The 20,873-nt window shown below is 74.1% G+C and carries 16 protein-coding genes; 11 read left to right on the top strand and 5 right to left on the bottom strand.

Annotated features, from left to right (window positions below; translation table 11 throughout):
* Positions 1 to 127 precede the first annotated feature (127 nt).
* On the top strand, positions 128 to 2,365 hold the full coding sequence (locus AAG742_RS06660) for a bifunctional (p)ppGpp synthetase/guanosine-3',5'-bis(diphosphate) 3'-pyrophosphohydrolase (protein WP_298711413.1): 2,238 nt from the start codon (positions 128 to 130) through the stop codon (positions 2,363 to 2,365).
* A 7-nt stretch (positions 2,366 to 2,372) separates the two neighbouring features.
* On the opposite strand, the gene AAG742_RS06655 is transcribed toward AAG742_RS06660, so the two are convergent.
* Both AAG742_RS06655 and AAG742_RS06650 read right to left on the bottom strand, forming a co-directional pair.
* Entirely contained in the window at positions 2,373 to 3,047 is a 675-nt protein-coding gene (locus AAG742_RS06655; protein WP_248115621.1) for a hypothetical protein, read from the bottom strand.
* 102 nt (positions 3,048 to 3,149) lie between these two features.
* Complete coding sequence (locus AAG742_RS06650; RefSeq protein WP_298711138.1) at positions 3,150 to 4,823, bottom strand: DUF349 domain-containing protein; 1,674 nt, start codon at positions 4,821 to 4,823, stop codon at positions 3,150 to 3,152.
* A gap of 175 nt (positions 4,824 to 4,998) precedes the next feature.
* Here AAG742_RS06650 and hisS point away from each other — a divergent pair, with 175 nt between their 5' ends.
* Together hisS and AAG742_RS06640 are read left to right on the top strand one after the other, a co-directional pair.
* Positions 4,999 to 6,375 carry a histidine--tRNA ligase gene (gene hisS, locus AAG742_RS06645; RefSeq protein ID WP_298711136.1) on the top strand — a complete coding sequence of 459 codons (1,377 nt, stop codon included), beginning with the start codon at positions 4,999 to 5,001 and terminating at the stop codon, positions 6,373 to 6,375.
* Positions 6,376 to 6,413: 38 nt separating this feature from the next.
* Positions 6,414 to 6,611 (top strand): hypothetical protein, encoded by a 198-nt coding sequence (locus AAG742_RS06640; RefSeq protein WP_298711133.1) that lies wholly within the window; start codon positions 6,414 to 6,416, stop codon positions 6,609 to 6,611.
* Between the two features lie 12 nt (positions 6,612 to 6,623).
* On the opposite strand, the gene AAG742_RS06635 is transcribed toward AAG742_RS06640, so the two are convergent.
* On the bottom strand, positions 6,624 to 7,916 hold the full coding sequence (locus AAG742_RS06635) for an APC family permease (RefSeq protein WP_298711131.1): 1,293 nt from the start codon (positions 7,914 to 7,916) through the stop codon (positions 6,624 to 6,626).
* A gap of 165 nt (positions 7,917 to 8,081) precedes the next feature.
* On the opposite strand from AAG742_RS06635, the gene aspS reads away from it, so the two are divergent.
* Entirely contained in the window at positions 8,082 to 9,908 is a 1,827-nt protein-coding gene (gene aspS, locus AAG742_RS06630) for an aspartate--tRNA ligase (RefSeq protein ID WP_298711128.1), read from the top strand.
* A 25-nt stretch (positions 9,909 to 9,933) separates the two neighbouring features.
* Here aspS and dtd read toward each other — a convergent pair whose 3' ends face one another.
* Positions 9,934 to 10,404, bottom strand: coding sequence for a D-aminoacyl-tRNA deacylase (gene dtd / locus AAG742_RS06625; RefSeq protein WP_298711126.1), 471 nt, complete (start codon positions 10,402 to 10,404; stop codon positions 9,934 to 9,936).
* A gap of 73 nt (positions 10,405 to 10,477) precedes the next feature.
* Positions 10,478 to 12,241 (bottom strand): choice-of-anchor I family protein, encoded by a 1,764-nt coding sequence (locus AAG742_RS06620; protein ID WP_298711124.1) that lies wholly within the window; start codon positions 12,239 to 12,241, stop codon positions 10,478 to 10,480.
* 129 nt (positions 12,242 to 12,370) lie between these two features.
* On the opposite strand from AAG742_RS06620, the gene AAG742_RS06615 reads away from it, so the two are divergent.
* The 7 genes from AAG742_RS06615 (at position 12,371) to AAG742_RS06585 (ending at position 20,819) form a co-directional block, all read left to right on the top strand.
* The gene (locus AAG742_RS06615; protein ID WP_298711121.1) at positions 12,371 to 13,837 is read left to right on the top strand and encodes a replication-associated recombination protein A; all 1,467 of its coding nucleotides are present in this window, start codon (positions 12,371 to 12,373) and stop codon (positions 13,835 to 13,837) included.
* Between the two features lie 252 nt (positions 13,838 to 14,089).
* Complete coding sequence (gene rpsD, locus AAG742_RS06610; protein WP_319074221.1) at positions 14,090 to 14,740, top strand: 30S ribosomal protein S4; 651 nt, start codon at positions 14,090 to 14,092, stop codon at positions 14,738 to 14,740.
* Positions 14,741 to 14,898: 158 nt separating this feature from the next.
* On the top strand, positions 14,899 to 15,312 hold the full coding sequence (locus tag AAG742_RS06605) for a hypothetical protein (protein ID WP_298711118.1): 414 nt from the start codon (positions 14,899 to 14,901) through the stop codon (positions 15,310 to 15,312).
* Entirely contained in the window at positions 15,309 to 18,020 is a 2,712-nt protein-coding gene (gene alaS / locus AAG742_RS06600; RefSeq protein ID WP_298711115.1) for an alanine--tRNA ligase, read from the top strand. Before AAG742_RS06605 ends, alaS begins: the two co-directional genes overlap by 4 nt.
* Complete coding sequence (gene ruvX, locus AAG742_RS06595) at positions 18,017 to 18,517, top strand: Holliday junction resolvase RuvX (RefSeq protein ID WP_248115610.1); 501 nt, start codon at positions 18,017 to 18,019, stop codon at positions 18,515 to 18,517. Before alaS ends, ruvX begins: the two co-directional genes overlap by 4 nt.
* Positions 18,514 to 19,878 (top strand): endolytic transglycosylase MltG, encoded by a 1,365-nt coding sequence (locus AAG742_RS06590; RefSeq protein ID WP_298711112.1) that lies wholly within the window; start codon positions 18,514 to 18,516, stop codon positions 19,876 to 19,878. The genes ruvX and AAG742_RS06590 overlap by 4 nt, the downstream gene beginning before the upstream one ends.
* Positions 19,875 to 20,819 (top strand): shikimate dehydrogenase, encoded by a 945-nt coding sequence (locus AAG742_RS06585; protein WP_298711107.1) that lies wholly within the window; start codon positions 19,875 to 19,877, stop codon positions 20,817 to 20,819. The genes AAG742_RS06590 and AAG742_RS06585 overlap by 4 nt, the downstream gene beginning before the upstream one ends.
* Positions 20,820 to 20,873: the final 54 nt, after the last annotated feature.

Raw genomic sequence — 20,873 nt, 5'->3', positions numbered from 1 at the left:
CATCCGCGGGCCGGGCCCGGTATCCGAAGGAGTCGCCGCCATGAGCGAGCAGCACCAGCACCCCGCCCCGGCCGGCCCGCCCCCGGCGCCGCAGACACCGCCCGCCGCGGCGCGGCCCCGCGGCCGCATGGCCCGCCTCACCGGCCGCCACGCCACCGAGTACTCGCCGCTGCTCGAGCCGCTCATGCGCACCGTGCGCCAGCGCGCCACCCGCGCCGAGCTCATGGAGATCGTGCGCGCCTTCGAGGTCGCGCAGCGCTGCCATGCGGGGCAGATGCGCCGTTCGGGGGACCCCTACATCACGCACCCCGTGGCCGTGGCCACCATCCTCGCCGAGATCGGCGTCACCGGCCCCACGCTCCTGGCGGCCCTGCTGCACGACACCGTGGAGGACACCGACTACTCGCTCGAGCAGCTGCGCCGGGACTTCGGCCCCGAGGTCGCGCTGCTCGTGGACGGCGTCACGAAGCTGGACAAGGTGACCTACGGGGCCGCCGCACAGGCCGAGACCGTCCGCAAGATGGTCATCGCCATGGCGCAGGACGTGAACGTGCTGCTCATCAAGCTCGCGGACCGCCTGCACAACGCCCGCACGTGGCGCTACGTCTCACCCGCCTCGAGTGCCAAGAAGGCGCGGGAGACCCTGGACATCTACGCCCCGCTCGCGCACCGGCTCGGCATGAACACGGTGAAGTGGGAGCTCGAGGACCTCGCGTTCGCGGCTCTGAAGCCCAAGGTCTACGCGGAGCTCGTGCGCCTCGTGGGCGACCGCAATCCGGAGCGGGAGAAGCATCTCCAGTCCCTGCGCGGCGTGATCGAGGAGCAGCTGCGCGAGCAGCGCATCCGGGCCACCGTCACCGGGCGCCCCAAGCACTACTACTCGATCTACCAGAAGATGATCACGCGCGGGAAGGACTTCGACCAGATCCACGACCTCACGGGCATCCGCATCATCGTGGACACCGTGCGGGACTGCTACGCGGTGCTGGGCGTGATCCATGCGCGGTGGAACCCGATCCCGGGCCGGTTCAAGGACTACATCGCCGTCCCGAAGCTCAACATGTACCGCTCCCTCCACACCACCGTCATCGGCCCCGACGGCAAGCCCGTGGAGATCCAGATCCGCACGCTGGAGATGCATCGCCAGGCCGAGTACGGCGTGGCCGCGCACTGGCGGTACAAGGCCGGGGCGGCTGCGGCTGCCCAGGCCCCCGCGCAGGCCACGCCCGCGTGGCTGCGCTCCGTCATGGACTGGCAGAAGGACACGCGGGACCCGGACGAGTTCCTCTCCGCGCTGCGCACCCAGATCGGCGCCGACGAGGTCTACGTGTTCACGCCCAAGGGCGAGATCCGCTCCCTCCCGGCCGGGTCCACGCCGGTGGACTTCGCGTACGCCATCCACACCGACGTCGGCCACCGCACCATCGGCGCGCGCGTGAACGGCAAGCTCGTGCCGCTCTCCACCCCGCTCAGCCACGGGGACACCGTGGAGGTGTTCACCTCCAAGGCCGAGGACGCCGGCCCGAGCCGGGACTGGATGGGGTTCGTGGTCTCGCCGCGGGCCAGGTCCAAGATCCGCCATTACTTCGCCACCCAGCGCCGCGACGAGCAGGCCGAGCGCGGCCGCGAGGCCCTCACCCGACGCATGCGCCGGGCCGGCCTTGCCGTGCAGAAGGTGCTCGGCGGCGAGGAGATCGTCGGGGTCGCGGAGGAGATGGGCTACGCCGACCTGGACGGCCTCTTCGCCGCGGTGGGCGACGGGCATGTCTCCGCACAGGCCGTGTGCGAGCGGCTCGAGGAGCGCCTGGCCCCGCCCGCGCCCCCCGCCGCGGAGCCGACCGCGGAGCTCCCCGTGGGCGAGGTCGACCTCGCAGCGCTCGTCCCCGCGCAGACGCGCCGCACCCCGCAGCGTGCCACCAACGACGCCGGCGTGCTCGTGGCCGGCGACGGCGGGGTGCTGGCGAAGCTGGCGCGGTGCTGCAACCCCGTTCCCCCGGACGAGGTGGACGGATTCGTCACGCGCGGCTCTGGCGTCTCCGTGCACCGGGCCGACTGCCGCAACTTGGCGACCATGCTGGGGCAGGAGCCCGAGCGCCGCGTGCCCGTGGAGTGGGCGCCTTCGCGGGACACCGTCTACCTCGTGGAGATCCAGGTGGAGGCGCTCGACCGCACGTCCCTGCTCTCGGACGTCACGCGCGTGCTCGCGGAGAACCACGTGAACATCCTCTCGGCGTCCGTGAACACCACGCGCGACCGCGTGGCCATGAGCCGGTTCGTCTTCGAGATGGGCGATCCCATGTACCTGAGCCACGTGGTCAACGCGGTGCGCCGGATCGACGGCGTGTTCGACGTCCACCGCACCTGAGCGCCCCTCACCCGGGCGCCTCCAGCGCAGTGAGCAGCGCCGCGAGGCGGGCCCGGGCGGCGACGACGCCCGCCCGCCGCGTGGGCCGAGCCAGTCGCTCGGTCAGCCCCGCCGTCCCGTGGCGGGCCATCACGTGCGCGGCGCGCCGCGCGTGGTCCGGGTCCCCGGTGAGCAGGAGGTCCTCCACGGTGCGGGCCGGCGTCGTCACGCGCGCCGGCCCGACCCGCATCACGTCCGCCTCGGCCTCGGCGTGCCCCTGCGGCCCCGCGGCCACGTCCGACTGCACGAGCGCCCACGGCAGGACCGTGCCGCCGGCGGGCAGGCGGTGGTAGTGCGCCACGGCCGCGTGGATCCGCGGGGGCGCCGGCCCGCCCGCGAGCACCCACGCCGCTGACGGGCCCACCGCCGTCCAGCCGGCCGCCAGGACGGGGCCGGCCAGGAGCCAGAGGGCGGCGGCCCGTGTCTCCGCGTCGCGGGCCGCGCGGGACCGGCAGTAGACGCCCGGGAGGACCCGATCGATGGCGCCGCGGTGCACGAGCGCCTGCAGCTCCGCGTCGGTGAAGTGCTCCCCGGCCACAACGAGGTCCGTCGCGAGCCCGCGGCGGGCCGACGTCGGGAGGGCAGTGGCCGGCGGTGCGGCCGTCGGCGGCGCGGCGGGCGCAGGGGCGGGGGAGGTGCTCATGGCACCGAAGCGTGCCAGAGACGCCGCACCCCCGTTCGGCACCTGTGGACAGGTGCCGGACGGGGGCGCGGGAGCCGGCGTTCGGGGGACGCCGCGGAGGGGTCAGCGCAGCTCGGAGGCCGCGGCCTCGAGGGCCTGCTTCCACTGCAGGCGGGCGTCGAGGGCCTCCTGGGCCTTCGCGATGCCGCGCTGGTCGCCCTTGGCCTTGGCCTTCTCCAGGTCCGCCTCGAGGCCGGCGATGGTCTCCTCGAGCTGGGTCAGGGCCGAGCTGGTGCGGGCCTTGGTCTCCGGATCGGTGCGGCGCCAGTGCTCGGACTCGGCCTCCTTGACGGCGTCCTCGAGCTTGCGGAAGCCCTCCTCCATGCGGCGCATGTCGCCCCGCGGCACCTTGCCGGCCTCCTCCCAGCGGCCCCGCAGCGCATTGAGCGCGGCGCGGCCCGCCTTGAGGTCGGTGACGGGGAGCATCTTCTGGCCGTCGGCCAGGATCTGCTCCTTGACCTTGAGGTTGGCGGCGTATTCACGGTCGACCTCGGCGTCCACGGCCTTGCGGGCCGCGAAGAACACGTCCTGTGCGGCGCGGAAGCGGGCCCACAGGGCGTCGTCCTCCTTGCGGGAGGCGCGGGGGGCCTTCTTCCACTCGTCCATGAGGTCGCGGTACTTGCCGGCCGTCACGCCCCAGTCCGTGGAGGAGGAGAGCTCCTCCGCGCGGGCGATCAGCTTCTCCTTGACCTGCTTGGCCTCGGAGCTCGCCGCGTCGAGGCGCGAGAAGTGGGCGCGGCGGGTCTTGTCGAACGTGGTGCGGGCGGCACGGAAGCGCTTCCACAGGCCGTCCTCCACCGACTTGGACAGGCGCGGGCCGGCCTTCTGCGCGGCCTTCCACTCGTCGAACAGCTCGGCCATGCGCGCGGAGGCCTGCTTCCACGGCATCCGCTCCGCGGCGGTGCCGGCGTAGCCCTCGGCCTCGGCCACGATCGCCTCACGGGCGGCCAGCTGCTCCGCCTGGGCGGCCTGGCGGGCCTCCTGCTCCGCGGCGCGGTAGTCGCCCAGGAGGGTGTCGAGGGCGGCGAGGCGGGTGCGCAGCGCGGCCATGTCGCCCACCATGTGGCGTTCGTCCACGGCGGAGGTCATCTGGCCCAGGGCCTTGCCCAGCTCGCTCGAGGGGGCCCCGGCAGCGATGCGCTGCTGGAACAGGGCCATCTGCGCGCGCACGTCGTCGTACTTGCGCACGAAGTAGCTGAGCGCGTCCTCGGTGGAGGCCTCCGGCACCTGGCCGACCGCGACCTCGTCCTCGCCGTCCAGCAGCGTGACGTGGCCGTCCTCGCTCACGCGGGCGAAGCGGGCGGCCTCGGCGATCGGCGTGGGGGGCACGGCGGGCGCGACGACGGCCGGGGCCTTGGCGGCGCGCGCCGGCTTCACGGCGGCGGGAGTGGCGGGGGCCTTGGGCGCCGCGGGGCGCATCGCGGCGGGGGAGGCCGGACCGGGGCGGGCGGCGGGCGCGGCCTGCTCGGCGGACGACTCCGCCGGGGCCTCCGCGGTGTCCTCGGCCGGCGCGGTGCCGTGCTCGGAGGCGTCGGGCACCACCACGGCCAGCGGCTGGGCCTCCGCGGGCACGGGGGGCTCCTCGGCGCCGGCTTCCTCGGCAGGAACGGCGTCCTGGTTCGGGGCGTCCTGCTCGGGGGTCTGGGGGGCGTCCTGCTCGGGCAGGGCGGCGGTCGCCTCGGCCTCGTCCTCGAGGGCGGGGGACTGCTGGTCGTCGGGCTGCTGCTGGTGGGTCACCGCTGGAACTCTCCCTGGATGCGCCGACGCGCACGCGGGGCGCGGGCCGGTCGGGATGGACACGAACGTCCCCAGCGTACCGGCCGCGTCGGCGGCCCCGACTAGAATGGGCCGGTGCTCGGGCTCGGTGCTCCGTTCCCGCCACCGCCCCTCACCGTCGTCGCGAAGGATTCCCATGTCCCGCAAGGCCTCCCTCTCCGGTTTCCACGAGTGGCTCCCTGCCGAGCGCCTCGTGGAGCAGCACGTGCTGGACACCCTGCGCCGGACCTTCGAGCTCCACGGGTTCGCCGGCATCGAGACCCGCGCCGTCGAGACCCTGGGCCAGCTGCTGCGCAAGGGCGAGATCGACAAGGAGGTCTACGCCGTCTCCCGCCTCGCCGAGGACGCCGAGGGCACCTCGGCCAAGGATCCGAACGACCCGAAGCGCCTGGCGCTGCACTTCGACCTCACCGTTCCGTTCGCGCGCTACGTGGTGGAGAACGCCGGCCACCTGGCCTTCCCGTTCCGCCGCTTCCAGATGCAGAAGGTCTGGCGCGGCGAGCGCCCCCAGGAGGGTCGCGCCCGCGAGTTCACGCAGGCGGACATCGACGTCGTAGGCGACGGCGAGCTCTCCCCGCGCTACGACGCCGACGTCGCGCTCGTGATGGCCGAGGCGCTCGGGGCCCTGCCGATCGGCGACTTCCTGATCCGCGTGAACAACCGCAAGCTCGCCGAGGGCTTCTACCGCGGCATCGGGCTCACCGACGCCGCGGGCGTGCTCCGCTCCATCGACAAGCTGGAGAAGATCGGCCCCGACGAGGTCGCCCGCCTGCTGCAGGAGGAGCTCGGCGCCACCGAGGAGCAGGCGCGCCAGGCCCTCGAGCTGGCCGCGATCCGCACCGAGGACACCTCCTTCGTCGAGCAGGTCCGCGCCCTCGGCGTGGAGGACGATCTGCTCGAGGAGGGCCTGGCCGAGCTGGCCGACGTCGTGGGCACGCTGCACCGCCGCGCCCCCGGGCGCGCCGTCGCGGACCTCTCGATCGCGCGCGGCCTCGACTACTACACCGGCACCGTCTACGAGACCGTGCTCGTGGGCCACGAGCAGCTCGGCTCGATCTGCTCGGGCGGCCGCTACGACGCGCTGGCGTCGAAGGGGAACCGCGTCTTCCCGGGCGTGGGCCTCTCCATCGGCGTGACGCGCCTCGTGATGCGCATGCTCTCGCAGGAGATGGCCGTGGCCTCACGCTCCGTGCCGACCGCCGTGTACGTCGCGCTCACCCAGGACGCGGACTGGTCGGAGGCGCAGGACGTGGCCGCGCTGCTGCGCGAGCGGGGGATCCCGGCCGAGGTCGCCGTGAGCGCGGAGAAGTTCGGCAAGCAGATCAAGTACGCCGACCGCCGCGGCATCCCCTACGTGTGGTTCATGGGTCGCGACGACGCCGGCACCCGCACCCACGAGGTCAAGGACATCCGCTCCGGCGAGCAGACCGCGGCCGACCCGGCCGACTGGACCCCGTCCGCCGAGGACCTGCTGCCGCAGATCACGCGCGCGGAGGACGTCGACCCCGCCTGACCGATGCCCGTCCGACCCGCCTGTCCGTGAGGCGGGTCATGGCCGACGCCGAGGATGCCACCATGGAGCTGCCCACCGCCGTCCTGACCCTCCTCACCGCCGGGGAGCCGAACCCGCTGGTCCCGCAGCCGTACGAGATCACCGTGCTGGTGCTCGGCGGGCTGCTGGTGGGCCCGGTGGACGGCATCGCCGCGGCTCGCCAGGAGCGTCGTCGCCGACGGCCCGCATCGGCCTGACGGCCTCCGGCCTCAGCGCGGGGGCCGGTCCCGCCCGGCCAGCACGAAGGCGCGCCCGCCCACGCCGATGAGGAAGACCGCGAGCATCGCCACCACGGACAGGGGCGGCAGGGTGAACGCCAGGACCAGGCACAGCACGAGGCCCAGCCCGTTCACGGCCCGCGGGACCCGCAGCGGGCGGGGGAGCGCGGCGTCCCTGCCGTCCTCGCCGCCGCGCAGGGTGAGCGCCGCGAGGTTGGCCACGGCGTAGTAGACCAGCACGCCGAAGGAGCTGAAGCCCACCACGGTGAGGATGTCGGTGGTGAGCACCAGCAGGATCACGGCCACCGCGACGGCCAGCTGGCCGACCCACGGCGTGCCGGTGCGCTCGTGCACGCGGGCCAGGGGCCGCGGCAGGTCGGACTCCCGGGCCATCGCCAGGGCCGTGCGGGAGATGCCGGTGAGCAGGTTGAGCATCGCGCCCGCGCTGGCCAGGCCGGCGGCGACCAGGGCGAGCCAGCCCCATCCGGAGCCCAGGGTGACCTCGAGTGCCTCGCGCACGGGCGCCGGGGAGAGCGCCAGGCCCCTCGGGCCGAGCGCGGCGAGGAGCCCGAGCGTCACGAGCGTGTAGAGGCCGACGGTCAGGCCCAGGGCGATCAGGATGGCCCGCGGGATGGTCCGCCGCGGGTCGATGACCTCCTCTCCCATCGTCGCCACGCGGGCGTAGCCGGCGAACGCGAAGAACAGCACGCCCGCGCCCATGAGCACGCCCGCCAGGGGGGCGTCCCCGAGGCCGCCCGCCACGTCGCCCGCGCCGCGATCGCCGAGGGCCAGCCCGGCCGCCGTCGTGAGGGCGAGCACCGCCACCACGGGCACGAGGATGGCCATGGTGGCCTGCGCGGTGCGGGTCACGCCCGCCATGGCCACGACCGTGAGGACGACGACGGCGGCCACGCCCGCCAGGCGCGCGGCCAGGGGCTGGTCCGGGAAGAGGTAGAGGCCGACCGTCGTCGCCATGGCGGCCACCGAGGCCGTCTTGCCCGTGACGAAGCCCCAGCCGGCGAGGAAGCCGGCGAGGGGGTGCAGCTGCCGGCGGCCGTACACGTAGGTGCCGCCGGACTCGGGGTGCACCGTGGCCAGCTGGGCGGTGGAGAGCGCGTTGCACAGCGCGGTGAGCACGGCCAGGCCGAGTGCCGCGAAGAGCAGCCCCGGATGCCCGCCCGTGAGGGCGGCCGCGAGGCCGATGGCGGTGAAGACGCCCGCACCGATCATGGAGCCGAGGCCGATGGCGATGGCATGGGGCAGGGTCAGGCGGCGCTGCAGCACGGGGCCTCCTGGTCAGAGGGGACGGTGGTGGCCTGGCGCCGTCGGGCGGCCAGTAGACTCGCGTGCGACGGTCCGCGCGCGTGTCCCCCAGGGATACCACGGCGGACCGACCATCACATGAACCCCGCACCTCGTCCGGCGGACACCGGACGGAGAGGACACCCCGTGCTGCGCACCCACCACCTCGGCGAGCTCAACGCCTCGCTCATCGGCCAGACCGTCACCGTCACCGGCTGGGTGGCGAAGCGGCGTGACCACGGCGGCGTGGCCTTCGTGGACCTGCGCGACGCGTCCGGCCGCGCCCAGGTCGTGGTGCGGGACGAGGCCGACTTCGACCCGCTGCGCAACGAGTGGGTCCTGCAGGTCACCGGCACCGTGGAGCGCCGCCCCGAGGGCAACGAGAACGCGAACCTCGCCTCGGGCGAGGTCGAGCTGATCGCCGAGGACGTCACCGTGCTCAACACCGCGGCCGCCCTGCCGTTCCAGGTGGACGAGCACGTGGAGGTCGGCGAGGAGGCGCGCCTGCGCCACCGCTACCTCGACCTGCGCCGCCCGCAGCCGAGCCGCATCATGCGCCTGCGCTCCGAGGCCAACCGCACGGCCCGCGAGCTGCTGCACGGCGAGGGCTTCACCGAGGTGGAGACCCCCACGCTGACCCGCTCGACGCCGGAGGGCGCCCGCGACTTCCTCGTCCCCGCCCGCCTCGCGCCCGGCTCCTGGTACGCCCTGCCCCAGTCCCCGCAGCTGTTCAAGCAGCTGCTGCAGGTCGGCGGGATCGAGAAGTACTACCAGATCGCCCGCTGCTACCGCGACGAGGACTTCCGCGCCGACCGCCAGCCCGAGTTCACCCAGCTGGACATCGAGGCCTCGTTCGTGGAGCAGGACGACGTCATCGCCCTCGGCGAGAAGATCGTGCAGGCCCTGTGGGGCCTCGTGGGCGTCGAGGTCCAGACCCCGATCCGCCGCATGACGTACGCCGAGGCCATGGAGAAGTACGGCTCGGACAAGCCGGACCTGCGCTTCGGCCTCGAGCTGACCGACCTCACCGCGTACTTCAAGGACACGCCCTTCCGCGTGTTCCAGAACGAGTACGTGGGCGCCGTCGTGATGCCCGGCGGCGCCTCTCAGGCCCGCCGCACGCTCGACGCCTGGCAGGAGTGGGCCAAGCAGCGCGGTGCCAAGGGCCTGGCCTACGTGCTCGTCCAGGAGGACGGCTCGTTGACCGGCCCGGTCTCCAAGAACATCACCGACGAGGAGAAGGCCGGCCTTGCCGCCGCCGTCGGGGCCGAGCCCGGCGACTGCGTGTTCTTCGCCGCCGGCTCCGCCAAGGAGGCCCGCGCGCTGCTCGGCGCGGCCCGCGTGGAGATCGGCCGCCGCTGCGAGCTCTTCACGGACGCCGGCAACGGCGTCGAGGCCAAGGACGCCGACTGGGCGTTCGTGTGGGTCGTCGACGCCCCCATGTTCGAGCCCGCCGCCGACGCGGTCGCCTCGGGCGACGTGGCCGTTGGCTCCGGCACGTGGACCGCCGTGCACCACGCGTTCACCTCGCCCAAGCCCGAGTTCGCCGACACCTTCGACACCGATCCGGGCTCGGCCCTGGCCTACGCGTACGACATCGTGTGCAACGGCAACGAGATCGGCGGCGGCTCCATCCGCATCCACCGCCAGGAGATGCAGGAGCGCGTCTTCGAGGTCATGGGCCTGTCCCAGGAGGAGGCGAACGAGAAGTTCGGCTTCCTGCTCGAGGGCTTCAAGTACGGAGCCCCGCCGCACGGCGGCATCGCCTTCGGCTGGGACCGCGTGGTGGCGCTGCTGGCCGGCACCGAGTCGATCCGTGAGGTCATCGCCTTCCCGAAGACCGGTGGCGGCTTCGACCCGCTGACCGCCGCCCCGGCGCTGATCACGCCGCAGCAGCGCAAGGAGGCCGGTGTGGACGCGAAGCCGGAGCCGAAGAAGGCCGAGGGCGAGAGGGCCGAGGCGCCCCAGGCCTGACCCTCGGGCCGCGGCGGGGGCGTCGTCAGCCTCGCCGCGGCCCCGCCAGGTCGTCGGTGCCCACGATCAGCGTGAAGGGCCCGTCGTTCACGAGGGCCACGTCCATCTGCGCGCCGAACACGCCGCGCTCCACGTGCACGCCCTCCGCCTCCAGCCCGGCCAGGAAGCGCTCGTACAGCGGCTCCGCCTGATCGCCGCGCGCCGCCCTCGTCCAGGACGGGCGGCGGCCCTTGCGGACGTCCCCGTGGAGGGTGAACTGGCTGACCACGAGGGCCGGCGCGGCGGCGGACACCAGGGACTCCTCGCCGTCGAGCATGCGCAGGTGCGCCACCTTCGCGGCGAGGGCGTCCGCCTCGGCGGGTCCGTCCTCGGTGCTCACTCCCAGCAGGACCATGAGCCCGGGCGCCGCGAGCCCGCCGACCACCTCGCGGGTGCCGGCCTCGGCGTCGACCACGGTCACGGACGCGGAACGGGCGCGCTGCAGGACGGCTCTCATGGGGCCATTGTGCCCCGTGCCGTTCCGCGGCGCGCCCGTCCGGGTCGCGTCGGGGCCATGCCCCGTCAGCGCATCACTTCACGCGGGTGGGGTTCACCTCGTACACGGTGGTGGAGCCGGAGACCTCGTTGGCCACGATCAGCAGCGCCACGCCCGAGGGGGACTCGTGCGCGGGCACGAAGGTCAGGCCCTCGGCACCCATGTCGCCCAGGCCGGCCCCGGCGTCGTCGCCCTCGGCGTCCCAGTTGCGCTCGTTGACGTAGTCCACGTAGGTGGCCTGCGTCGGGTTCGTGATGTCGAAGACCATCACGCCGCCGATGCGCTCCAGGCCCACGAACGCGTAGGTGCGGCCCTGAATCCGGCCCACGACGACGGACTCGGGCTCGACGCCCTTGTCGTCGGAGCGGGAGTCGAACGAGGGGGTCTCGTCGTTGTTCGCGTTGAACGCCCACTCGGGCAGCTCGCCGGCCTCGATGAGCGCGGCGATCTGCTCCTCGATCATGCCGGCGGAGTCGAAGAGCCGCTCGCCGTCCGCGGTGTAGATGGAGAAGGAGCGGCCGCCGAAGGCGTGCAGCTGGGAGTAGCACTCGCGCTCGGCGTCGTAGCCGAGGTCCGTGATGACGTTGAGGCGGCCCAGGGCGCCCTTCTTCTGCAGGGCCTTCGCGTCCGGGTACTCGGCCTTGCACAGCTCGAGGTCCTTCACCCGCTCGGCGTCCACGAAGTCGCCCCACTCGCGGGAGTCGCCCTCGTTGGCAGAGACCACGAGGTCCTGGCCACGCCAGCGGTAGGAGTCGATGCCGTCGGGCATCGGCACGCCCATCACGGACCAGTTCTGCAGGGTGATCGCGTCGTCCTCGTTGGAGACGTCGCGGACGCCGTCCTGGGACCAGTCGGTGAGCTGGAGGGCCCAGAAGTCCTCGATGGACGCGGACTTCAGGTCGATCGCGACGATCGCATTGGCCTCCTGGATCGAGACGTAGGCGGTGCGGCCGGTGTCGCCGATGGTGACGTACTCGGGCTCGAGGTTGCGGGCCACGTAGCCGGCCTCCTCCTGGCCCTCCGGAACCTGCACGTCCGGGCCGAACACGCGGACGCCCTCGGGCAGCGCGGCGCCCTCGTCGTAGGCGCGGAAGTCCACGGTGCGCACGTCGTCCTGGGACAGGCGGGAGAACTGCTGGACGTTCTTCGGCACGGAGATCACGGAGATCGTGCCCTCCGGGTCCACGGAGAAGTCGGCGGCGGGCTCGCCCTCGTTGGCGACCACGGCGTACTCGCCGTTCGGGGAGAAGGCGATGGAGTCCGGCAGGGCGCCCGCGCGGACGCCGCCGAGGTACTCCAGGGTCTCGGTGTCGAAGAACACGACCCAGCCGAGGCCGGTCTTGTCCGCGGCCTCCACGGCCATGGCCATCACGCCGCCGGACACGGCCACGGAGTTCACCGTGGCCCCCTCGTCCGTGATGGAGCCGTCGGCGGTGGCCAGGCCCTCGGCGGAGAGGACGGTCTCCGCGGTCGGGGCGCCGTCGGCGCCGACGCGCAGCACGTCGATCGCGCCCTTCTCCGCGTTGACCACGAACAGGCGGCCGGTGGTGGGGTCGAAGGCCGGGATCTCGGCGGCGGACTCGCCGAACACACCGGTCTCGTGCGTGCCGGCGGGGGTCAGCTCGACGGACCTGCCGGCCGCGTCGCCGGACGCGACGGCCGCGGAGCGCCCGTGGGCCTTCGCGTGGGCGGGCGGGGCGGCGGCGGTCATCGGGGCGGCGGCGGTCATCGGGGCGACGACGGCGGCGGACAGGGCGACGACGGAGGTCGCCGCGGCGAGGCGGTGCAGGGTGCGCATGGGGATCCTGTGCTGGGGTGCGGGGGTACCCCTGAGATCTATGCCATGCGGGTGAACCGCGGGTGACCCCGCGCTGACGCCCACCTCTCCACGGGGTGACCGGCACGGGGGAGGCCTACGCTGGAGGGGATGGACGACCTCTTCTCCGCCGCGCTCACCCCCGACGACGACCCCGGCCCCGCCGGGACGGTCGCCGGGACGCACCCGTCCGCGCCGCTGGCGGTGCGCATGCGGCCGCGCTCCCTCGACGAGGTCCTGGGCCAGCGTCACCTGCTCCACGCCGGCTCGCCGCTGCGCAAGCTCGCCCAGCCGGACCCCGCCTCGCAGGCCGCGGGCCCGAGCTCGGTGATCCTGTACGGGCCGCCCGGGATCGGGAAGACGACGCTCGCGCACGTGATCGCGCGCGGCGAGGGGCGCACCTTCACGGAGCTCTCCGCCATCACCGCGGGCGTGAAGGACGTGCGCCAGGTGATGGAGCAGGCCCTGCGCGAGCGCGACCTCTACGGCCGCACCACCGTCCTGTTCCTGGACGAGATCCACCGGTTCACGAAGGCGCAGCAGGACGCGCTGCTGCCCGGTGTGGAGAACCGCTGGGTCGTGCTCGTGGCCGCCACCACGGAGAACCCGAGCTTCTCGGTGATCGCGCCGCTGCTCTCGCGGTCGCTCCTGCTGACGCTGCGGCCGCTCACCGCGGAGGACATCGGGGGGCTCGTGGACCGGGCGGTGGCGGACGAGCGCGGGCTCAACGGCGCGGTCGCCCTCACGGACGAGGCCCGGGAGTACATCGTGCGCATGGCCGCCGGCGACGCCCGACGGGCCCTCACGGTGCTGGAGGCGGCCGCCGGCGTCGGACTGGACCGGGCGCGCGACGACCGCCCCGCGGCCGAGGGGGCGGATCCCGCGGAGGCGGACGGCGACCCGTCCACCGGGGGAGAGGGCGCCGAGGTCGGGACGCCCGTGACCGTGACCGCGGAGGACGCCGCGCAGGCGATGGACCACGCGGTCCAGCGCTATGACAAGGACGGCGACCAGCACTACGACGTGATCTCCGCGTTCATCAAGTCGATCCGCGGCTCGGACGTGGACGCGGCGCTGCACTACCTCGCGCGGATGCTCGAGGCGGGGGAGGACCCGCGGTTCATCGCCCGGCGGCTCGTGATCTCTGCCTCCGAGGACGTCGGGATGGCCGACCCCACCGCGCTGCAGACCGCCGTGGCCGCCGCCCAGGCGGTGCAGCTGATCGGCATGCCGGAGGGGCGGATCATCCTCGCGCAGGCCGTGACGCACCTGGCCACGGCGCCGAAGTCGAACGCCTCCTACACGGCGATCAACGAGGCGATCGCGGACGTGCGCGCGGGCCGCGGCGGGCTCGTTCCGCCGCCGCTGCGGGACGCCCACTACGCCGGCGCGGCGGACCTCGGCCACGGGAAGGGGTACGTGTACAGCCACGATGAGCCGCACGCCGTCGCCCGCCAGCAGTACCCGCCGGACCCGCTCGTGGGCAAGGACTACTACCGGCCCAAGCCCATCGGCCATGAGAAGCGGCTCGTGGACCAGGTGGCGGCCCTGCGGCGCATCGTCCGCGGGCAGGACTGAGCCCGCGGCTCTGGTAGGGTTGACCGGTCTGGCAGGCGCTGCGCCGCAGACTGATCCCCCCGCGCCGATCGGCGGGCACCCCGTGTGCCTGCGCTCCGGCGCGGACCGCGCAGCGCATCAGTGGATGACGGGCGGCGGCACGCCCCTCAGCTCTCCGGAGGATCACGCGGAGGCCAGGTTCCACGCCCTCACCGTCGCCCGCCCCCGCGCGGGTGCTTGACGGGGCGCGGAGACAAACCCGAACCGTGTCGCATGTCAAGGAAAGAAGGAACCACCATGAGTGGCAACCTGCGCACCCGCCGCACCGTGCGGCACTCCCGCGCTCTGGGCATCGCCCTGACCCCCAAGGCCGAGAAGTACATGGAGCGCCGTCCGTACGGCCCCGGTCAGCACGGCCGCGCCCGCAAGAAGCAGGACTCGGACTACGCGGTGCGTCTGAAGGAGAAGCAGCGTCTGCGCGCGCAGTACAACATCCGCGAGGCCCAGATGCGCCGCTACTTCGAGGAGGCCAAGCGCACCGCCGGCCTGACCGGTGAGAACCTGGTCGAGCTCCTCGAGATGCGCCTCGACGCCCTCGTGCTGCGCTCCGGCTTCGCCCGCACCATCCAGGCCGCCCGCCAGCTCGTCGTGCACCGCCACATCATGGTGGACGGCAAGCGCGTCGACATCCCCTCCTTCCGCGTGAAGCCGGGCCAGATGATCCACGTGCACGAGCGCTCCGAGAAGATGGTCCCCTTCCAGCTGGCCGCCGCCGGCGCCCACCAGCAGGTCCTGCCCACCACCCCGGGCTACCTGACCGTGGAGATCGAGAAGCTCCAGGCCACCCTCTCCCGTCGCCCCAAGCGCTCCGAGGTCCCCGTGACCTGCGAGGAGCAGCTCGTGGTCGAGTACTACGCGCGCTGATCCCTCTCCTCCGGGACCCGTCCCGGACGACGACGCCGCGCGCGTCCCGCAGGCCCGGTCACCTCGTCGAGGTGCCGGGCCTGCGGCGTCCCCGGCTCCGTCCGCGCGTCCCGGTAAGGTGAACCCGGTATCCGCACGCTCCCGAAGGAGGGCCAGCCATGCTCCGCTCACTGCTGCTGTTGACCGCCGGCTCCGCCGCGGGGTGGTACGCCCACCGCGCGTTCGGCCCGCTCGTCGAGCCCGACGCCGCCCGCCCCTCCGCCGCGCACGGCGCCCCCGACCTGGGGCGCCGCTTCGCCCAGCGCGCCGGGATCGACCCGGACACGATCGCCCAGGACCTCGGCCAGGCGGCCGGCGACGCCGCGGCCACGGCCCTCGCCGAGGGCATGAACAGCTTCACCGAGCGCCTCAAGACGGACGCCCCGCCGTGGGTCTCCGCCCTCGCCACGCGCGCCACCGTCATCGCGGGGGAGACGCTGGACACGCCGTCGTCGTCCGCGCCGCCCGCACGTGCGCCCCGCACCACCGCCTCCCCGTCCACCACCACCATCTCGAAGGACCCCACCGCATGAAGTCGCAGGAGATCGCACGCCGCTGGACGGCCTACTTCGAGCAGCAGGGCCACCGCCCGGTGCCCTCGGCCTCGCTGGTGTCCCCGGACCCGTCGCTGCTCTTCACCGTGGCCGGCATGGTGCCCTTCATCCCCTACTTCCTGGGCGAGCAGACCCCGCCGGCGCCGCGCGCCGTGTCCGTGCAGAAGTGCATCCGCACCGCGGACATCGAGGAGGTCGGCAAGACCGTCCGCCACGGCACGTTCTTCCAGATGTGCGGCAACTTCTCCTTCGGCGACTACTTCAAGGAGAAGGCCATCCCCCTGGCCTGGGAGCTCCTGACCTCCTCCGTCGACGACGGCGGCTTCGGCCTGGACCCGGACCGGCTGTGGGTCACGGTGTACGAGGAGGACGACGAGGCCGCCCGCATCTGGCGCGAGGAGGTCGGTGTCCCCGTCGAGCGCATCCAGCGCATGGGCAAGGACGACAACTACTGGAACACGGGCCAGCCCGGCCCCGGCGGCCCGTGCTCCGAGATCTTCTACGACCGCGGCCCCGCGTACGGCGCCGAGGGCGGCCCGGAGGCGGACGACACCCGCTACATCGAGATCTGGAACCTCGTGTTCATGCAGTACCGGCTCTCCGCGGTGCGCTCGAAGGACGACTTCGACGTGGCCGGCGAGCTGCAGAACAAGAACATCGACACCGGCCTCGGCCTCGAGCGCCTCGCGATGATCCTCCAGGGCGTGGAGAACATGTACGAGACGGACCAGGTCCGCCCCGTGCTGGACCGCGCCGCGCAGCTGGCCGGCCGGGACTACACCTCCACCGAGGATCCCGCGGACCCGCACTACGAGGACGACGTGCGCCTGCGCATGGTGGCCGACCACGTGCGCTCCTCCCTCATGCTGATCGGCGACGGCGTTCGCCCGGGCAATGAGGGCCGCGGCTACGTGCTGCGCCGCCTCATCCGCCGCGTGGTCCGCGCCCTGCGCCTGATGGGCGTCACCGAGCCCGTGCTCCCCGAGCTGCTGCCCGTCTCCCGCGATGCCATGAAGGGCGTCTACCCGGTGGTGGCGGACGAGTTCGACCGCATCTCCCGCATCGCCTATGCCGAGGAGAAGGCGTTCCTGCGCACCATCGCCGCGGGCACCGCGCGCCTGGACGCCGCCGTCGGCGCCGCGAAGACGGGCGGGACGGGCATCGGGGGGGCGGACGCCTTCGAGCTGCACGACACCTACGGCTTCCCGATCGAGCTGACCCTCGAGATCGCCGAGGAGGCCGGCGTCGCCGTCGACGAGGAGGGCTTCCGCACCCTGATGACCGAGCAGCGCGACCGCGCCCGCGCGGACGCCAAGGCCAAGAAGTCCGGCCACACGGACACCGCCGTGTACCAGCGCCTGCGCTCCGAGGGCCAGACCCACTTCACGGGCTACACCGAGCACACCACCGAGTCCGTGATCCGCGGGCTGCTCTCCGACGGGGCCGAGGTCCCCTCGGCGGCAGCGGGCACCGAGCTCGAGCTGGTCCTGGACGCCACCCCGTTCTACGCCGAGTCCGGCGGCCAGGCGGCCGACACCGGCCTCATCACCGGCGACGGCTTCCGCCTCGAGGTCCTCGACGTCCAGGCGCCCGTCAAGGGCCTCTCGGTGCACAGGGTCAGGGTGCTCGAGGGCGAGGTGCCCGTGGGCGCCGAGGCGCTCGGCCAGATCGACCTGCAGCGCCGCCTGGACGGCGAGAAGGCGCACTCGGGCACGCACCTCGTGCACGCCGCCCTGCACCAGGTCCTGGGCCCCGACGCCACGCAGTCCGGCTCCTTCAACAAGGAGGGCTACCTGCGCTTCGACTTCCGCTGGGCGGAGTCCGTCTCGGCGGGCGCACGCTCGGAGATCGAGGACGTCGTCAACATCGCCATCCGGGACGACCACCAGGTCCTCACCCAGGAGATGGGCATCGAGGAGGCCCGCGCGCTCGGCGCCATGAGCCTCTTCGGCGAGAAGTACGGGGACCGCGTGCGCGTCGTCGAGATCGACGGCGCCTGGTCCCGCGAGCTGTGCGGCGGCACCCACGTGGGCCGCACCGCGCAGATCGGCTCCCTGACCCTGCTCGGCGAGCAGTCGGTCGGCTCGGGCAACCGCCGCGTCGAGGCGCTCGTGGGCCTGGACTCCTTCCGCCACCTGGCCACCGAGCGCACCCTCGTCTCGGACCTCTCGGAGATGTTCAAGGCCCCGGCCGACCAGCTCAAGGACCGCATCTCCGCCACGATGGACCGCCTCAAGGCGGCCGAGAAGCAGATCGCCGACCTCCAGGCGAAGCAGCTGCAGGCGCAGGCGGGCCAGCTCGCCGCGGGCGCGCAGGACGTCACGACGACGGCCGGCACGGCGGTGCGGGTCCTCACCCACCACGCCGGCGAGGTGGCGGGCGACCAGCTGCGCACCCTCGTGCTCGACCTGCGCTCGCGCATCGAGTCCGCCGGCGGCAACGCGGCCGGCACCCCCGTGCTCGTGGCGCTCACCGGTGAGGCGAAGGGACGCCCGCTCGTCGTCGTCGCCACCAACGAGGCCGCCCGCGCGGCGGGCCTCAAGGCCGGCGCCATGGTCAAGACCGCCACGCGCGTGCTCGGCGGCGGGGGCGGCGGCAAGGACGACGTGGCCCAGGGCGGCGGTCAGGACGCCTCCGCCGTGGCCGCGGCCCTCGACGCCGTGCGGGCGGCGGTGGCCGCGGCGTGAGCTCGTGGGAGGTGCGCCGCGGGCGCGCGATCGGGGTGGACGTCGGCCGCGCGCGCGTCGGCGTCGCCTCGTCCGACCCGGACGGCCTCCTCGCCACCCCCGTGGCCACGCTGCGGCGGGACGCGAGGCACGGCCGTGACCTCGGCGAGCTCGTGCGCCACGTGGACGAGCACGAGGCCGTGGTGGTGTATGTGGGGCTGCCGGTCAACCTGCGCGGGGAGCACACGCCGTCCACGCAGGACGCCCTCGACTACGCGGCGCGCCTCGAGCGCGCCCTCGGCGCCGCGGGCCGTCCGGTCCCCGTCCACCTCGTGGACGAGCGCCTCTCCACGGTCACAGCCCAGGCGGGCCTGCGCAGCGCCGGCCGCACCGTGAAGGACAGCCGGTCGGTGATCGACCAGGCGGCGGCCGTCGCCATCCTGCAGGCGGCCATCGACGAGCAGCGCCGCACGGGCGCCTGGGCCGGGCAGCCGGCCACGACGGAGGAGACGCCGTGAACGAGACACGCCGGGGCTACGACCACGACCCGGAGGACGACGACCTCGACGTGTTCGGCTTCGTGGAGCACGAGGACCTCACCGCGGACCTCTCGGACGCCGAGGAGCCCGGCGAGCCGGAGCCCGCGCCCGCCCCGCCGCCGGTCCGCGGGGGCGCCCTCGCGGGCACGCTGGGACGGCTGCGCGCCGGACGCTCCCCGCGCCGGGCTGGAGCCGTGGATCGCGGGCGGGGGTCGCGCGCCGCGGGCCCCTCCGTCGTCGGCGGCACCGCACGGCGCCCCGTCATGACCGGCTCGGCCCGCGCGGCCGGCACGGGACGGGGGGACCGGCGGCGCCGCGGCCGGGTGGTCCTGCTCGCCGTGGCGGCGGCCCTCGTGGTCGTGGCCGCACTGGCGCTGCGCTCCATGCTCGCCGGGGCGGACCACGCCGAGGCCTCGGGCGAGGAGGTCACGTTCACCGTCCGCCCGGGGGAGTCCCTGCAGTCCGTGGCGGAGCGCCTGGACGAGAAGGGCATCGTCGGCTCGGCCTCGGCGCTGCGGCGCGAGGCCGAGGAGTCGGGCGAACGGCCCATCGGTGCCGGCGACTTCGTGCTGCGCGAGCGCATGCCCGCCGCCGACGCCCTCGCCGTGCTGCAGGGCCGGGACCAGGGCGCCGTGCACTACGTGCTCGTCAACCGCGGCCAGTGGCTCACAGAGACGCTGGACGCCCTCGTGGAGTCCACGGGCCACTCCCGCGAGGAGTTCGACGCCGCGGCCAGCGATCCGCAGCGGTACGGCGTCCCCGAGGGGGCCGACTCGCTCGAGGGGTGGCTCGACCCGGGGGAGTACCGGATCTCCGTGGACTCGACCCCGGAGCAGATCCTGGACAGGCTCGTGCGCCCGCGCCTCGAGTTCCTCGACGAGCAGGGGGTGAGCGACGCCGACGAGCGGATGCGCGTGGTCACCCTGGCCTCCCTCCTCGAGGCCGAGGCCCTGCCACGGGACTACGCGCGGGTCGCGGGCATCATCGAGAACCGGCTCGCGCCGGACAACACGGAGACCCACGGCCTGCTGCAGATCGACTCGGCCGTCAACTACGGGCTTGGGGCGCGCAGCCTCCAGTTCACCAAGGCCCAGCGCGCCGACGAGTCCAACCCCTACAACACCTACCAGCACCGGGGCCTGCCGCCGGGGCCGATCGGCATGCCCTCCGACGCCGCGGTGGAGGCCGCCGTGCACCCCGAGCCGTCCGAGGACTACTACTGGGTGACCACCGACATCGCCACGGGGCACACCGAGTTCTCGAAGACGTACGAGGAGCACCGCGCCCACCAGCGCGAGTTCCAGAAGTACTGCGCCTCCAACCCGGACGTGTGCGGGTGAGCGCCGCCCCGGCGCCCCCGGGGGTCCGCCTGCGCGCCGGCGTGTTGGGCCGCCCGATCGCGCACTCGCTCTCCCCGACGCTGCACGGGGCCGCCTACGCGGCCCTCGGCCTGCCCGTGGTCTACGACCGCCACGACCTCGGCCCGGACGGGCTGCCCGCCTTCGTGCGGGACCGCCTCGGGAGGGCCTCCGGGGCGACGGGATCCGGCGTCGCCGACCCCGGGGAGGACTGGCTGGGCGTCTCCGTCACCATGCCGCTCAAGGCGGCGGTGGTCTCCGAGGCCGACGTCCTGACGGACCGGGTGCGCCTGCTGGGCGTGGCGAACACGCTCGTGCGCGACCACCCGGACCATCCGGGCGCCCTGCTGGCCCACAACACGGACGTCGACGGCGTGGTCGGTGCCCTGCGCACCGCTGGGCTGGACCCCGCCGCACGCGGCGGTGCCATGGGTGTGCTCGGCAACGGCGGCACCGCGGCCGCCGCGGTGCTGGCCGCGTGGCAGCTCGGCGCCGACGCCGTCGCGTTCGGCGTCCGGGAGCCGTCCCGCGCCGCGGAGGTCGCAGACCTCGCGGCCGGGCTCGGGCTCCGGGTGGAGGTCATGGCACAGGCCGAGCTCCTGGCCCTGGCCCCGGACCTGCGCGCGCTCGTCGCCACCCTGCCGCCCCGCGCCGCCGACCCCCTCGCCCCGTGCCTCCCCGAGGGCGGGGCGCTGCCGCCCCTGCTGGACGCCGCGTACGACCCGTGGCCCTCCGCCCTCGCCCACGCGTGGTCCGGCCACGGAGGGGCGGTCGTGTCCGGCGTCGCGATGCTGCTGCACCAGGGCGTGGAGCAGGTGCGCCTCTTCACCGCTCGGCCCCGCCGGGAGGCCGGTGCGCCGGAGCCGGACTGGGCCGCGGTGACGGCCGCGGCCGCCCGGGCACTCGGCGTGGCCGGGGCCTGACCCGCCGCCGGCACGACCCGCGGGCGACGCCGCCGGTCACATCCGGCGGCGGCG

Source organism: Micrococcus sp. 2A, from assembly GCF_039519235.1.
GTDB lineage: Bacteria > Actinomycetota > Actinomycetes > Actinomycetales > Micrococcaceae > Micrococcus.
Note: the sequence above shows the minus strand (reverse complement) of the source record. Positions and strands in the feature narration are given on the sequence as shown.

Coding starts and splice junctions, on each gene's coding strand:
- AAG742_RS06660 (WP_298711413.1), top strand. CDS start 128: ATGGCCCGCCTCACCGGCCGCCACGCCACCGAGTACTCGCCGCTGCTC.
- AAG742_RS06655 (WP_248115621.1), bottom strand. CDS start 3,047: ATGAGCACCTCCCCCGCCCCTGCGCCCGCCGCGCCGCCGACGGCCGCA.
- hisS (WP_298711136.1), top strand. CDS start 4,999: ATGTCCCGCAAGGCCTCCCTCTCCGGTTTCCACGAGTGGCTCCCTGCC.
- AAG742_RS06640 (WP_298711133.1), top strand. CDS start 6,414: ATGGCCGACGCCGAGGATGCCACCATGGAGCTGCCCACCGCCGTCCTG.
- dtd (WP_298711126.1), bottom strand. CDS start 10,404: ATGAGAGCCGTCCTGCAGCGCGCCCGTTCCGCGTCCGTGACCGTGGTC.
- AAG742_RS06620 (WP_298711124.1), bottom strand. CDS start 12,241: ATGCGCACCCTGCACCGCCTCGCCGCGGCGACCTCCGTCGTCGCCCTG.
- AAG742_RS06615 (WP_298711121.1), top strand. CDS start 12,371: ATGGACGACCTCTTCTCCGCCGCGCTCACCCCCGACGACGACCCCGGC.
- rpsD (WP_319074221.1), top strand. CDS start 14,090: ATGTCAAGGAAAGAAGGAACCACCATGAGTGGCAACCTGCGCACCCGC.
- AAG742_RS06605 (WP_298711118.1), top strand. CDS start 14,899: ATGCTCCGCTCACTGCTGCTGTTGACCGCCGGCTCCGCCGCGGGGTGG.
- alaS (WP_298711115.1), top strand. CDS start 15,309: ATGAAGTCGCAGGAGATCGCACGCCGCTGGACGGCCTACTTCGAGCAG.